Genomic DNA, 12,915 nt, shown 5'->3' with positions numbered 1-12,915 from the left:
CCCCTACAGCCCGGCGCGGCGGGACTCGGCGAGCTCGACGAGCCGGTCGCGCAGTTCGTCGGCGTCGGTCGCGGGGATGCCGGGGATGCGGACGTTCGTGGCGGCCGCGGCGGTCACGAACTTCAGCTCGCTCGTGCCGAGCGCCCGGTCGAGCGGACCGCGCGCCACGTCGACGAGCTGCATGCGCCCGTACGGCACCGCCGTGAAGCGCTGCCACATCAGGCCGCGGCGGACCACCAGGTCGTCGTCGCGCAGGGCGTAGCCGATCGCACGGACCCGGCGGGGCGTCAGCGCCGCGGTGACGAGCGTGATGACGAGCACCACGATGCCGATGAGCAGCCAGACCGTGCCGGCGCCCGAGCCGAAGCCGTCGTTGACGATCCCGATCAGGACCAGGCCGGCGGTCACCACGAGGCCGATCACCAGGGTCGTGATGAGTTCGGTCCACACGAGCTTCGCGGACACCCTGGTCCAGTCGATGCCGGTCAGGCCGAGGCCCGGCTCGTCGAGTCGTTCACGCGCCATCGCGGGCCTCCAGTGGGTGTGCTCGGGTCAGTTCGCCGTCGTGCGGGGTGCGCTCGGGTCAGTTCGCCGTCGTGCCGTTCCGGGGGTCGCCCGGCTCGTCGTCGTCACCCGGAGGAGCGATGCACATGCGCTCTGCCACGAGTGCGCAGACCGTCAGCACGATCCCGCCCCCGACGGCGACCACGTTCGGCAGGGTCGAGCCTAGCGAAGGCGTCACCGAGCGGGTCAGGAGGTACACGACCAGGCCGATCGCGAAGCCGCCGAACAGGACGCCGCAGATGCTCGAGGCCTTCGCCAGCACCACCACGCGCGTGGCGTAGAGCGGGTCGACCGGGCGCTGCCGGCCGGCGCCCTCGCGGGCGTGCCGGCGGACGGGACGCGCCATGAGCACGACGGCGACGCCGATGAACGCGAGCGTGATGCCGAGCGGCACGGCGAGCAGCAGCGTCGGCGACTGTCGCGACGCGAGCACCGCGTCGAACGCGAAGCCCGCCACCGCGGTCACGACGGCGATGCTGAACAGGGTGGAGGGACGGGTCGGCTTCACGGCTGGGTCACGTTCCCTTCGGTGGTGGCCCGGGAGGCGCGGGGCACGTCCGCGAACAGGCGCGGCTCGTCGACGCGCTCGGTGTCGTCCCCCACGGCGGCGAGCAGGTCGGCCACCGGCCCGGCGCCGGGCAGGGCGGCCGCGGGGTCGGCGTCGAGCCACGGTGCGAGCACGAACGCGCGCTCGGCGGCACGGGGGTGCGGGACGGTGAGCGTGGCGGTGTCGATGTGCAGGTCGTCGACGGCGATGACGTCGAGGTCGAGGGTCCGGTCGCCCCAACGGACGTCGCGGGTGCGGCCGTGCTCGTCCTCGATGCCGTGCAGTGCGTCGAGGAACGCCTGCGGCTCGAGGTCGGTGTCGACGACCACGACGGCGTTGCGGTACCGCGGCTTGGTGTCGTCGCGGCCGTCCAGGGTGACGGCGACCGACTCGACCTCGTGGCTCGACGCCACCGGGTGGACCCCGGGCAGCGCGGCGACCGCTCGGGCGGCGGCGCGGAGGGTGCTCCCCCGGTCGCCGAGGTTGGCGCCGAGCGCGACGACGACGCGGCTCACTCTTCTTCCTCGTCCGGCACGGTCGCCCCGCGGGCACGGCGGATGGTGATCGAGACGTCCGTGAACGGCACGGTGATGGGTGCCTGCGGCTTGTGCACGGTGACCTCGGTCGCCAGGGCCGCACGGTGGGTGAGAACCGCGGCCGCGATGCGCTCCGCGAGGGTCTCGATCAGGTCCACCGGGTCGCGTTCGATCTCGGCGACGACCTGCTCGGCGAGCACGCCGTAGTGCACGGTGGCGTCGAGGTCGTCGCTGCCCGAGGCCGCACGGGCGTCGAGCTCCACGACGACGTCGACGACGAAGTCCTGGCCGTCAGCACGTTCGTGGTCGAAGACCCCGTGGTGGCCGCGGGCGCGGACCCCGACGAGGCGGATGGTGTCGTTCACGAGCGAGCTGCCCTCCAGGCGTCCCAGACGTCGAGCACGGCACGGGTCGGTGCCGGGTCGTGCACGCGCACCCCCCACGCGCCGCGTTCGGCGGCGAGCAGGCTGATGGCGGCGGTGGCGAGGTCGCGGTCCTTCGGCGGGGCCCCCTCGGGGCTGCCCACTCCGTCCAGGAACCGCTTGCGTGATGCGGCGACGAGCACCGGCAGACCGATCGAGGCGAACCGCTCGTACCCGGCCAGGATCTCCCAGTTCTGCACGCCCTGCTTGGCGAAGCCGAGGCCCGGGTCGATCACGACCTGTTCCTGTCGCACCCCGAGGACGATGAGCTCGGCGACCCGCATCTCGACCTCGCGACGGACCTCGTCGACGGCGTGCACGTACTCGGCGTTGCGGTACATCCGGTCGCTGTGGCCACGCCAGTGCATGACCACGAACCCGACCCCGGTCGACGCGACCACGCGGGCCATGTCCGGATCGGCCAGGCCGCCGGACACGTCGTTGACGATCGCGGCGCCGAGCTCGACGGCCCGTTCGGCGGTCGAGGCGTTCATCGTGTCGACGCTCACCGGGATGCCCTCGGCGACGAGCTGCCGGACGACCGGCAGGACGCGCTCCTGCTCGACCGGCATCGGCACGCGCTCCGAGCCCGGGCGGGTCGACTCCCCACCGACGTCGATGATGTCGGCGCCCGCGGCGACGAGGTCACGCGCGTGCTGCACGGCGGCGTCGTAGGCCTGGTGCAGCCCGCCGTCGCTGAACGAGTCGGGCGTCACGTTGAGGATGCCCAACACCCGCGTGCGGTCCGGTGTCGGACCGCCGCGGGTGTCGAGCCGACGAGCACGTCTCGTCGGCAGGTCGGTCATGCCGGCCCCCTACGCCGGGGCGATACCCGGGTTGCCGAAGGGGCGACGACGGGGCTTCGAGGTCGACTCGCTGTCCGACTGGTCCGCTGCGGTGGCGGCGGCCTGCCCGGGCACGTCGATCGCGGGCAGGTTGCTCACCGGACGCTTGTCGCTGGAGAGCCACTGCGGGCGCTCCGGCAGCTTGCGGACGTCCTTGAAGATCTCCACGAGCTCCGGGGCGTCGAGCGTCTCCTTCTCGAGGAGCTCACCGGCCAGGCGGTCGAGGATGTCGCGGTTGTCGTTGAGCACCTGGTAGGCCTCGTTGTGCGCGGCCTCGAGCAGCGCACGGGTCTCGGCGTCGACGGTCTGGGCGATGTTCTCCGAGTAGTCGCGCCCGGTCCCGCCGCTCATGTCACGGCCGACGAACGGCTCGCTGGACCCGGAACCGAGCTTGACGGACCCGACGGCCTGGCTCATGCCGTACTCGGTGACCATCTTGCGGGCGGTGCCGGTGGCCTTCTCGATGTCGTTCGAGGCGCCGGTGGTGGGGTCGTGGAACACGATCTCCTCGGCGACGCGTCCACCCATGGCGTAGGTGAGCTGGTCGAGCAGCTCGTTGCGGGTGACCGAGTACTTGTCCTCGAGCGGGAGCACCATCGTGTACCCGAGGGCACGGCCGCGCGGCAAGATCGTGATCTTGGTGACCGGGTCGGTGTGCCGCATCGCCGCTGCCGCCAGGGCGTGGCCGCCCTCGTGGTACGCGGTGATCAGGCGTTCCTGGTCGGACATGATCCGGGTCCGACGCTGCGGGCCCGCCATGACGCGGTCGACGGCCTCGTCCAGCGCACGGTTGTCGATGAGCTGCGCGTTCGACCGGGCGGTGAGCAGCGCGGCCTCGTTCAGGACGTTCGCCAGGTCGGCGCCGGTGAAGCCCGGCGTCTTGCGGGCGAGCAGCTCCAGGTCGACGCTCGCGGCGAGCGGCTTGCCCTTCGCGTGCACCTCGAGGATCTGCTTGCGGCCGGCCATGCCCGGGGCGTCGACACCGATCTGACGGTCGAAGCGGCCCGGACGCAGGAGCGCGGGGTCGAGCACGTCGGGACGGTTCGTCGCGGCGATGAGGATGACGTTCGTCTTGCCGTCGAAGCCGTCCATCTCGACGAGCAGCTGGTTGAGCGTCTGCTCGCGCTCGTCGTTGCCGCCGCCGATGCCGGCACCGCGGTGACGACCGACGGCGTCGATCTCGTCGATGAAGACGATGGCCGGCGAGTTCGCCTTGGCCTGCTCGAAGAGGTCACGGACACGGCTCGCACCGACACCGACGAACATCTCGACGAAGTCCGAACCGGAGATCGAGTAGAAGGGCACACCCGCTTCGCCGGCGACGGCGCGGGCGAGCAGGGTCTTGCCGGTTCCGGGAGGGCCGTACAGCAGCACGCCCTTCGGGATCTTGGCGCCGACGGCCTGGAACTTCGCCGGCTCCTTCAGGAACTCCTTGATCTCGTGGAGTTCCTCGATCGCCTCGTCGGAGCCCGCGACGTCGGCGAACGACACCTGCGGGTTCTCCTTGTTGTTGATCTTGGCCTTCGACTTGCCGAACTGCATGACCTTCGAGCCGCCGCCCTGGGCGCTCGAGAGCAGGAACCAGAACAGGGCACCGATGATCAGGAAGGGGAGCAGGACGCCGAGGAGCGACAGGAACCAGTTGCCCGTGTTCACGTGGTCGTCGTAGCCCTTGGGCAGGTTGGCGTCGTTGACGGCCTGGATGACCTCTTCGCCACGGGGCGTGGAGTAGTAGAACTGCTCCTGCTTGTCGCCGTCGCGGGTGATCATGTCGACCCGCTGCTCGGTGGAGTTGACGATGACGGACGAGATCTTGCCGTCGGCGAGCTGCTCGAGGCCCTTCTGGGTGCTGACCTCGGTCGTGCTGCCCTGGCTGATGACGCTCCAGCCGATGAAGATGCCCGCCAGCGCGATCAGCACGTAGAGGTACGGGCCGCGGAAGATGCGCTTGAAGTTCATGTGATCCGGGCGCGAGTGCCCGACACCTTTCTCTGCCGAAGTTGCGTGCAGGTCAGCATACGGCCGCGATTCTGTGGCGAGAATGGGTGTCCTCTGCGGGCGAACTCAACCCGAGGCAAGTACCCCCTGGACGGGTTACGAGTACACGTGCGGCGCCAGGACGCCGACACCGCGCAGGTTCCGGTAGCGCTCGTCGTAGTCGAGGCCGTAGCCGACCACGAACTCGTCGGGGATGTCGAAGCCCACGTACTTGACGTCGACCTCGACCTTGGCGGCCTCGGGCTTGCGCAGCAGGGCGACGATCTCGACGCTCGCGGCACCGCGGGACTGCAGGTTCTGCTTGAGCCAGGACAGCGTCAGACCGGAGTCGATGATGTCCTCGACGATGAGGACGTCGCGTCCGTGCAGGTCGGTGTCGAGGTCCTTGAGGATCCGCACCACACCGGACGACTTCGTGCCGGAGCCGTACGACGACACCGCCATCCAGTCCATCCGCGCCTGCATCTTGAGGTGTCGCGAGAAGTCCGCCATCACCATGACGGCACCCTTCAGGACACCGACGAGCAAGGGGTCGCGGCCCGCGTAGTCGGCGTCGACGACCGCCGCGAGTTCGGCGAGCTTGTCGTCGATCTGCTCGGGGGTGAAGAGGACTTCGGACAGGTCTGCCTGGACGTCGGAGAGTTCCACCGGTCCAGCCTAACCGGCGCTGAACGACAGGCGGTCACCGGATCGCGACGCCCGGACGCCCGGCAGGTCGATCGGCCCCTGTCCGCTCCAGTCCGTGACGAGCCGGCAGACCTCCAGCGTCTGCACGCGCGACAGCGTCACGCCGAACTCGCTCTCCACCGCCAGGCGCACGAGTCGCTGCCGGAGCGCCGGCGGGTTCGCCCCGAGCGCCCGGACGGACAGGGAGATGCCGGCCTCGGAGTGTTCGGCGATGTCCTCCGCCAGTTCCTCGGCGAAGTGGTCGAGTGCCGCCGAGTCCTCGCGCAGCTGGTCGGCCGTCCGCGCCAGCGCCTCGGGCACCCCCTCACCGAGCTCGCGCTCGAGCACCGGCATGAGGGTGTTCCGCACGCGGACACGGGCGTACGCCGCGTCCTCGTTCTGCGGGTCGTGCCACGGCGCCAGCCCGGCGGCGGCGCACGCCTGCCGCGTCGCGTGCCGCCGCACGGTGAGCAGCGGGCGGCCGTAGGCCGGCCCCTGGTCGCGCCGTGCGAGCGGCAGCATGCCGGACAGGCTGTCCGGCCCGCTGCCGCGCAGCAGGCCCAGCAGCACCGTCTCGGCCTGGTCGTCCAGGGTGTGTCCCAACAGCACGAGAGGCGACCCGGTGGCGGACGCGACCTCGGCGATCGACGCGTGGCGGGCCTCCCGGGCGGCGCCCTCCGGACCGCCGTCGGAGCCGACCGCGACCCTGCGGACCTCGACCGGGTCCAGACCCAGCTCGGATGCTTGCCGGGAGGCGCGGCTCGCGACCGCCTCGGAGCCCGCCTGGAGCGCGTGGTCGACGACCACTGCCCCGGCTCGGAGCCCCTGCTTGCCCGCCTCGAACGCGGTGGCCGCGGCGAGCGCGAGCGAGTCCGGTCCGCCGCTCAGCGCGACCAGCACGAGGTCACCCGCGGTGACGACGCCGTCGTCGAGCGCGGTGGCGAGCAGGTCGCGGACCGCCAGGCGGGTCTCGGCGACGGCAGGGTCCAGCCGGGGACGCGGAGAGTTCACCCGGTAACGTTAGCCGCGCTCTCGGGACCACCGACAGCCCCACCGACACACCAGGAGTACAGACATGGCCGCGTACGACGTCGTCGTCGAGATCCCCAAGGGCAGCCGCAACAAGTACGAGGTGGACCACGAGACCGGTCGTGTCTACCTCGACCGCGTGCTGTTCACGTCGTTCGTCTACCCGACCGACTACGGCTTCTTCGAGAAGACCCTGGCTGACGACGGCGACCCCGTGGACGCGCTGCTGCTCCTCGAGTTCCCGACGTTCCCCGGCGTGGGCGTCAAGGTCCGTCCGGTCGGCGTCTTCAAGATGAGCGACGAGGCCGGCAAGGACGAGAAGGTCCTCGTGGTCCCCGCGAAGGACCCGCGCTGGACGCACATCCAGGACATCTCGGACGTCGACGAACAGACGAAGGCCGAGATCGCGCACTTCTTCGAGCGCTACAAGGACCTCGAGCCGAACAAGTGGGTCAAGGCCGAGGGCTGGGGCGACGCCGCCGAGGCCGAGGCGATCGTGCAGGCCGGCCAGAAGGCCTACGTGCCCGCTGGTCACTGACGCTTCTTGACGCCGAACGGCGCCCGCTCTCCATCCGGAGGGCGGGCGCCGTTCTGTGTCCGGGGTTGCTTTGCCGGGCGGGGGACGGGCGGTGCGGGGGCGTACCTGGTGGGAACGGGCGTACCTGATGCTCTGATCCGGGCAGGTACGCCCGATCCCGCTTGCTACCGCAGCCGTTCTGGGAAAGACCGGGCTGCGGGCTACAGGGAACCGCTCGGGCGGGCGACGTACGGCAGGAGCTGACTCGGCGTCCAGACCGCCCGCTCGACCACGCCGACGCCCGGTCGAGCCGCTTCGACCATCATCCCGTTGCCGGTGTAGATCGAGTCGTGGTAACCGCCGGAAGCGGTTCCGTTCGACGAGTAGAAGAGGATGTCGCCGGGCTGGCGCTGCGAGAGCGGCACGAGGCGACCGATCGAGCCGAAGTAGTTGTACTGCCAGACGACGTTGTGTCCGCCGGTCGCGATGCCCTGCGAGCTGTACGCCATCATCACGAGGCCGGAGCAGTCCCAGGTGCTCGGGCCGGCACCACCGAGGACGTAGGGCTTGCCGAGCTGCCCGCGGGCGTACGAGATCGCACCGGCGGCCTTCGAGGGGCTGCTCGGGGCGGGTGCCGGAGTGCTGGGCGCCGGGGTGCTCGGCTTCGACGGCGTCGGCGTGCTCGGCTTGGCGGGAGCCGGGGCGGGCGCGGGAGCGGGCGCCGCCGGCGTGCTCGGCTTCGACGGGGTGCTCGGGCGCGACGGGGTGGTCGTGCCGCTGCCGCTACCGCCGCCGGTGCTCGGGTTGGTGGTCGAGGTGTTGCCGTTGCTGGTGCCGCCGCTGGTGCCGTTGTCGGTGCTGGTGCCGCTGCCGCTGCCGCTGGCCGTGCCGGTGCCGGTGCTCGTCTGGGCCGCCAGGGCGGTCTCGGCCGCCTTGGCCTGCTGCGCACTCCAGTACGCACTCTCCGTCGCGACGCTCGTGCCCTTGAGGTACGCGAGCTGACGGAGGACCTCGTCCTGCTGGTCCTGCTGCTTCTGCACCCGGGCCTGGGCGTCGGCGGAGACGTCGTTGGCAGTGGCGAAGGCGGTCTTCGTCGCCTCGGTCGCCTTGCTCAGTGCCGTCGTGGCCACGGACTGCTGGTCGGCGAGCGAGTCCACGGTCTTCTGGTCGGAGCGGGCCTGGGCCAGGATCGTCGCCGACCGCTCGGACAGGTGCGACATCGTGCCGACGCGGTAGAGCAGGTCGCCGGAGTCGGAGGCGTCCGTGAGCATCGTCGTCGACAGGTCGCCGCCGCCCGTGCGGGACAGCTCGACGACGAGCGCGGCCACCTGGCCCGCGGAGTCGTCCGCCTTGCCCTTGGCCCGCTTCGACTGCGCGGACAGGTCGGCGAGGGTGTCCTTCGCCTCCTGCTGCTGCGAGGCGGCGAGGGCGTACGCCTGCCCGGCCTGCTGCTCGACGATGCCGGCGCGGTCCGCGGCGGCCTGCAGCGAGGTCAGCCGGTCGCTCAGCTCGTCCACCGTCTGCTGCGCGTCGGCGGCATCCGACTTCGCGGCCTTGACGTCGTCCCAGGACGGTGCCGACGGCGCGGCCTGGGCGGGTCCGGCGATGACGACCGACAGTCCGATGCCGAGCACGGCGACGGTGGCGATCCCGCAGGAGAACGAGCGAGCGGACAGGGTCATGGCGGGGTCAACGCATCCCGGCTGCGCTGATGCTCATACCGAGATCCCCCGCGCTGCCATGAAGGGGACCGGGTCGACGGCAGCACCGTTGATCCGGGTCTCGAAGTGGAGGTGGCACCCGGTCGACCAGCCGGTCGAACCGATCTTGGCGATCTGCTGCCCGGCGGTGACGTGCTGGCCGCTGGCGACCATGATCCCGCCGTCGACGATGTGGCCGTAGGCCGTCGAGATGCCGCCGCCGTTGTCGAGGATGACCTCGTTGCCGTAGCCGCCGCCGTTGCCCGCGAAGGTCACGGTGCCGTCGTGGGCCGCGTAGATCGGTGCGTAGCAGGCGGGAGCGAGGTCGACCCCGGCGTGCAGTGCCGTGTAGTGCGTGTACGGGTCGACGCGGATGCCGTAGCCGCTGGTCTGGAAGCCGCCGGCCGGACGGACCCACCCGGCAGAGTTGGCCGTCCCGCCGCCGGTACCGCCCTGGCTCGTCGCCGCGGCCTTCGCGGCTGCCTTGGCGGCAGCAGCGGCGATGCGGGCCTGTCGGGCCTTCTCGGCGGCGACGCCCTTGCGGTAGTCGGCCTCGACACCGCGCTGCTTCGTGGTGAGAGCGGTCAGCTGGGCCTCGAGCCGCGACTCGTTGTCGTTCTGGGCGTCGACGGCGGTCTGCGCCGCGTCGGCAGCACCCTGCGCCTGCTGCATCTTGGACTGAGCCGCGTCGGCGAGGTCACCCAGCGCAGCCTTGGCCTTGTCCGCCTTGTCGGCCTGCGCCTGCGCGGTGCCCCGGTCCTGCGAGGCCTGCGAGTAGATCCCGTCGGCCTGCTCGCTGAGCTTCGACATGGCGCCGAGCTCGTAGAGCAGGTCACCGGAGTCCGAGGGGTGCGTGAGGATGTCGGTCGTCACGTCGTTGGCGCTGGCCCGACCGAGCTGCGCGGCGAGCTGACCGGCCTGCTCCTCGGACTGTGCGGCGGTCTGCTCGGCGTCGTCCGCCTGGGACTGGAGCGTCTTCTGCTCGAGGGTCGCCTCGTCGTACTTGTTCTGTGCAGCCTGGTAAGCCTCGCCGGCGGCCTGTGCGGCCTTCTGCTTCGCAGCGGCCTCGGACTTCAGGGTCGAGATGAGCGACTTGATCTCGGTGACCTTCGCCTGCTGGGCACTCGTCGAGGACTTGGCCTTCTGCACCTCGGACCAGCTCGGGTAGCTCGCGGCACTGGCCGACGTCGCCGGGGCGAGGACCGCGAGGGTGCTTCCGGCGACCGCGACGGCGACCGCGGCGGCGACGAGGCGGCTGCGGTTGCGGAGGGAGAGCGAAGGTGAGGTCGACATGTATCTCGATTTCGTAACAGCGCGGCAAGGCTCACGCACGTAACACTGTTAACAGACGCAACAGTAACAACAGGTGTCGCAGCCCCACAGCCCCTCGGACGAGGGGCGTGGAGCCGGTGACGATGCTCGCACCGCAACCTCGACACCCGGTGCCGGGCGGGCGCGACACGCCGGGGATTCCGCGGGAACGCGGCCCGATTTGCGAACCCCCGGGGGCATCCGTATGCTTGTCCATCGGTAGCGCGAAGCACCACTTGCGGCCCTATCGTTTAGTGGCCTAGGACACCGCCCTTTCACGGCGGCAGCACGGGTTCGAATCCCGTTGGGGTCACTCTCCGAGTGAGCGAGCAAGTAGTACTGAGCAACACCACAGCAATTCAACATGGCCCTGTAGCGCAGCTGGTTAGCGTGCCGCCCTGTCACGGCGGAGGTCGCGGGTTCAAGTCCCGTCAGGGTCGCCACGGCTGGATAGCTCAGTTGGTAGAGCGTTCGACTGAAAATCGAAAGGTCCACGGATCGATGCCGTGTCCAGCCACCGGTGAAGGCCCCCTGCTTCGGCAGGGGGCCTTTTCCGTTGTCTGAGCCGTCTGGCCCGGGTCGGCGCTAGGTGTAGTTCCCCGTGAGGTTGTGAACGCGATCTGATGGGGTTTGGCCGCCGAGGCCGGTGTGTGGTCGGTGGTGATTGTAGTGATGCAGCCAGTCCGCGTAGGTCGCGGTTCTGGCTGCATCACTGTCGTAGTGACGGGCGTAGGCCCATTCCGCGGCGAGGGTCCGATTGAACCGCTCGACCTTCCCGTTGGTCTGCGGCCGGTAGGGCCTGGTGAAGCGGTGCTTCGCGTCGCCGAGGGCGGTCGCGAAGTCGCGGGATCGGTAACACGCACCGTTGTCGGTCATCACGGCCTCGACATGGATCCCCGCGGCGGCGAAGAACGTGTTTGCGCGGGCCCAGAACCCGGCAGCGGTGGCGCCGAGTTCGTTGTCGTGGATCTCTGAATACGCCAGCCGGGAGTGATCATCGACCGCGTGGTGCAGGAACCGGTATCCGCGAGAGGCGCGACCGCCCCGACGAGCAGCACGATCACGATTCGAGCCGGCGGCGCGGTCCTGGGCTGACCCGCGTCCGTGAGCGCGCCAGCCGCCACCATCTGGGATGCGGCCTTGCTTCTTGATGTCGACGTGGACGAGCTCACCCGGCCGGGACTTCTCGTATCGCACCGGAGTCGGCCGGCGAACCGGGAGCCCGGTTGCTTGGTCAATGTTGCGCAGCAGCGGCATCCGGAACCGGGCCAGGACACGTCCGACTGTCGAGCGGGCCAGGCCCAGGTGGAACGCAATCCGGTGCGGTCCCCACCGCCGGGTGACCCGCAACGCGAGGATGCGGCGTTCCAGCCGGGACGGGACCCTGGTCGGACTCGACAACGGCCTCGACGACCGGTCGACCATCGACAGGCCCGCTCGGTATCGTGCAGCCCACTTCGCTGCCGTCGCTGGCGAGCACTGGAACCGTTCCGCGGCCCGACGGACCGGCCAACCATCGACGACGATCAGCCGAGCAAGGCGTTCTCTGCCCGTTGGAGTGAACGGGGCATTAGCGTGAGTCACGAAGACCTCCGGTGACGACGTGGTGTGTGGTAACTCACATCGTCCCGGAGGTCTTCACTTACGTCACCCGTTCACAACGTCCCGGGGAACTACAGCTAGGCCTCGCGGGTCTTCGGGCTGCTGTCGTTCGTCTTCGCCGGGTCACGCTCGACCACGGCACCGAGGGCGTCGTCGATCCGGCTGAGCAGCTCCGCCGGGATCGTGACACCGGCAGCGCCGGCGTTGTCGTGCACCTGCTCCGGACGCGACGCCCCGATGATGGCGCTCGCGACGTTCTCGTTCTGCAGTACCCAGGCGACGGCGAGCTGTGCCATCGACAGGTCGAGCTCCTGCGCGATCGGCTCGAGCTCCTGCACCGAGGACAGCACCTCGTCGCGCATGAACCGCTTGATCATGTCCGCGCCGCCCTTGTCGTCGGTGGCGCGTGAGCCCTCGGGCAGTGGCTGACCGGGCTTGTACTTGCCGGTCAGGACGCCCTGGGCGATCGGGGACCAGACGATCTGCGAGATCCCGAGCTCCTTCGAGGTCGGCACGACCTCTTCTTCGATGACCCGCCACAGCGCCGAGTACTGCGGCTGGTTCGAGATGAGCTGGAACCCGAGGTCCTTGGCCAGCGCGGCGCCGGCACGGAGCTGCTCCGCGGTCCACTCGCTCACGCCGACGTACAGGACCTTGCCCTGGCGCACGATGTCGGCGAAGGCCTGCATCGTCTCCTCGAGCGGCGTCTCGTGGTCGAAGCGGTGCGCCTGGTACAGGTCGACGTAGTCGGTCTGCAGGCGGCCGAGCGAACCGTCGATCGACTCGAGGATGTGCTTGCGGGACAGCCCGGTGTCGTTGTGCCCCTTCGGTCCGGTCGGCCCGAACACCTTCGTGGCGATCTCGAGCGACTGGCGACGCTCCCCCTTGAGGGCTTCGCCGAGGACGGTCTCCGCGCCGGTGTTGGCGTAGACGTCGGCGGTGTCGAACGTCGAGATGCCCACGTCGAGGGCGGCCCTGACGCAGGCGATGGCCGCATCGTTCTCGACCTGGGATGCGTGGGTGAGCCAGTTGCCGTAGGTGATCTCGGAGACCTTGAGGCCCGAGTTGCCGAGGTAGCGGTACTCCATGTGCGTGTCACTCCTGTCGTGGCCGCGTCGGTGCGGCTCGACCCGTGACGGTAGTCGGCCGGGAGGGTGCAGGATCACATGGGACGACGG

Annotated in this window: 13 protein-coding genes and 3 tRNA genes; 4 read left to right on the top strand and 12 right to left on the bottom strand. The window is 70.2% G+C overall.

Annotated elements, in window-relative coordinates:
• Positions 1-3: 3 nt before the first annotated feature.
• The 8 genes from GVL05_RS08615 to tilS form a co-directional block, all read right to left on the bottom strand.
• Positions 4-525: a PH domain-containing protein gene (locus tag GVL05_RS08615; RefSeq protein ID WP_159572848.1), complete on the bottom strand. Its 522-nt coding sequence runs from the start codon at positions 523-525 to the stop codon at positions 4-6.
• Between the two features lie 58 nt (positions 526-583).
• A complete protein-coding gene (locus tag GVL05_RS08610; protein ID WP_159572844.1) occupies positions 584-1,072 on the bottom strand; it encodes a DUF3180 domain-containing protein in 489 nt (162 codons plus the stop codon).
• Positions 1,069-1,626 (bottom strand): 2-amino-4-hydroxy-6-hydroxymethyldihydropteridine diphosphokinase, encoded by a 558-nt coding sequence (folK, locus tag GVL05_RS08605; protein WP_159572842.1) that lies wholly within the window; start codon positions 1,624-1,626, stop codon positions 1,069-1,071. Before folK ends, GVL05_RS08610 begins: the two co-directional genes overlap by 4 nt.
• A complete protein-coding gene (gene folB, locus GVL05_RS08600; protein WP_131844947.1) occupies positions 1,623-2,012 on the bottom strand; it encodes a dihydroneopterin aldolase in 390 nt (129 codons plus the stop codon). The genes folK and folB overlap by 4 nt, the downstream gene beginning before the upstream one ends.
• A complete protein-coding gene (gene folP, locus GVL05_RS08595; protein WP_200849184.1) occupies positions 2,009-2,875 on the bottom strand; it encodes a dihydropteroate synthase in 867 nt (288 codons plus the stop codon). The genes folB and folP overlap by 4 nt, the downstream gene beginning before the upstream one ends.
• 9 nt (positions 2,876-2,884) lie before the next feature.
• Entirely contained in the window at positions 2,885-4,873 is a 1,989-nt protein-coding gene (ftsH, locus tag GVL05_RS08590) for an ATP-dependent zinc metalloprotease FtsH (protein WP_123294542.1), read from the bottom strand.
• A gap of 135 nt (positions 4,874-5,008) precedes the next feature.
• Positions 5,009-5,560, bottom strand: a complete 552-nt coding sequence (gene hpt / locus GVL05_RS08585) for a hypoxanthine phosphoribosyltransferase (protein ID WP_111086933.1) — start codon at positions 5,558-5,560, stop codon at positions 5,009-5,011.
• Positions 5,561-5,569: 9 nt separating this feature from the next.
• Positions 5,570-6,589, bottom strand: coding sequence for a tRNA lysidine(34) synthetase TilS (gene tilS / locus GVL05_RS08580; RefSeq protein ID WP_159572840.1), 1,020 nt, complete (start codon positions 6,587-6,589; stop codon positions 5,570-5,572).
• A 64-nt stretch (positions 6,590-6,653) separates the two neighbouring features.
• Between tilS and GVL05_RS08575 the strand changes: the two genes are divergently transcribed.
• The gene (locus GVL05_RS08575; protein ID WP_123294540.1) at positions 6,654-7,145 is read left to right on the top strand and encodes an inorganic diphosphatase; all 492 of its coding nucleotides are present in this window, start codon (positions 6,654-6,656) and stop codon (positions 7,143-7,145) included.
• A 200-nt stretch (positions 7,146-7,345) separates the two neighbouring features.
• On the opposite strand, the gene GVL05_RS08570 is transcribed toward GVL05_RS08575, so the two are convergent.
• A complete protein-coding gene (locus GVL05_RS08570; RefSeq protein WP_159572838.1) occupies positions 7,346-8,806 on the bottom strand; it encodes an NlpC/P60 family protein in 1,461 nt (486 codons plus the stop codon).
• Positions 8,807-8,839: 33 nt separating this feature from the next.
• Positions 8,840-10,117 carry a M23 family metallopeptidase gene (locus tag GVL05_RS08565; RefSeq protein WP_159572836.1) on the bottom strand — a complete coding sequence of 426 codons (1,278 nt, stop codon included), beginning with the start codon at positions 10,115-10,117 and terminating at the stop codon, positions 8,840-8,842.
• Positions 10,118-10,375: 258 nt separating this feature from the next.
• On the opposite strand from GVL05_RS08565, the gene GVL05_RS08560 reads away from it, so the two are divergent.
• From GVL05_RS08560 to GVL05_RS08550, 3 genes are all read left to right on the top strand, one after another.
• Positions 10,376-10,448, top strand: a tRNA-Glu gene (locus GVL05_RS08560).
• A gap of 53 nt (positions 10,449-10,501) precedes the next feature.
• Positions 10,502-10,578, top strand: a tRNA-Asp gene (locus tag GVL05_RS08555).
• A 1-nt stretch (position 10,579) separates the two neighbouring features.
• A tRNA-Phe gene (locus GVL05_RS08550) sits at positions 10,580-10,652 on the top strand.
• A 68-nt stretch (positions 10,653-10,720) separates the two neighbouring features.
• Here GVL05_RS08550 and GVL05_RS08545 read toward each other — a convergent pair.
• Both GVL05_RS08545 and GVL05_RS08540 read right to left on the bottom strand, forming a co-directional pair.
• Positions 10,721-11,719, bottom strand: a complete 999-nt coding sequence (locus GVL05_RS08545) for an IS481 family transposase (protein ID WP_159572834.1) — start codon at positions 11,717-11,719, stop codon at positions 10,721-10,723.
• 95 nt (positions 11,720-11,814) lie between these two features.
• The gene (locus GVL05_RS08540) at positions 11,815-12,825 is read right to left on the bottom strand and encodes an aldo/keto reductase family protein (RefSeq protein ID WP_159572832.1); all 1,011 of its coding nucleotides are present in this window, start codon (positions 12,823-12,825) and stop codon (positions 11,815-11,817) included.
• Positions 12,826-12,915 lie beyond the last annotated feature (90 nt).

This window comes from Curtobacterium sp. 18060 (assembly GCF_902706105.1).
Classification (GTDB): domain Bacteria; phylum Actinomycetota; class Actinomycetes; order Actinomycetales; family Microbacteriaceae; genus Curtobacterium.
This window is presented reverse-complemented; position numbering and strand designations above follow the sequence as displayed.

Bases quoted from the DNA above. Each gene is read 5' to 3' on its own strand.
- GVL05_RS08615 (WP_159572848.1), bottom strand. From the start codon at position 525: ATGGCGCGTGAACGACTCGACGAGCCGGGCCTCGGCCTGACCGGCATC.
- GVL05_RS08575 (WP_123294540.1), top strand. From the start codon at position 6,654: ATGGCCGCGTACGACGTCGTCGTCGAGATCCCCAAGGGCAGCCGCAAC.
- GVL05_RS08570 (WP_159572838.1), bottom strand. From the start codon at position 8,806: ATGACCCTGTCCGCTCGCTCGTTCTCCTGCGGGATCGCCACCGTCGCC.
- GVL05_RS08565 (WP_159572836.1), bottom strand. From the start codon at position 10,117: ATGTCGACCTCACCTTCGCTCTCCCTCCGCAACCGCAGCCGCCTCGTC.
- ftsH (WP_123294542.1), bottom strand. From the start codon at position 4,873: ATGAACTTCAAGCGCATCTTCCGCGGCCCGTACCTCTACGTGCTGATC.
- folP (WP_200849184.1), bottom strand. From the start codon at position 2,875: ATGACCGACCTGCCGACGAGACGTGCTCGTCGGCTCGACACCCGCGGC.
- GVL05_RS08540 (WP_159572832.1), bottom strand. From the start codon at position 12,825: ATGGAGTACCGCTACCTCGGCAACTCGGGCCTCAAGGTCTCCGAGATC.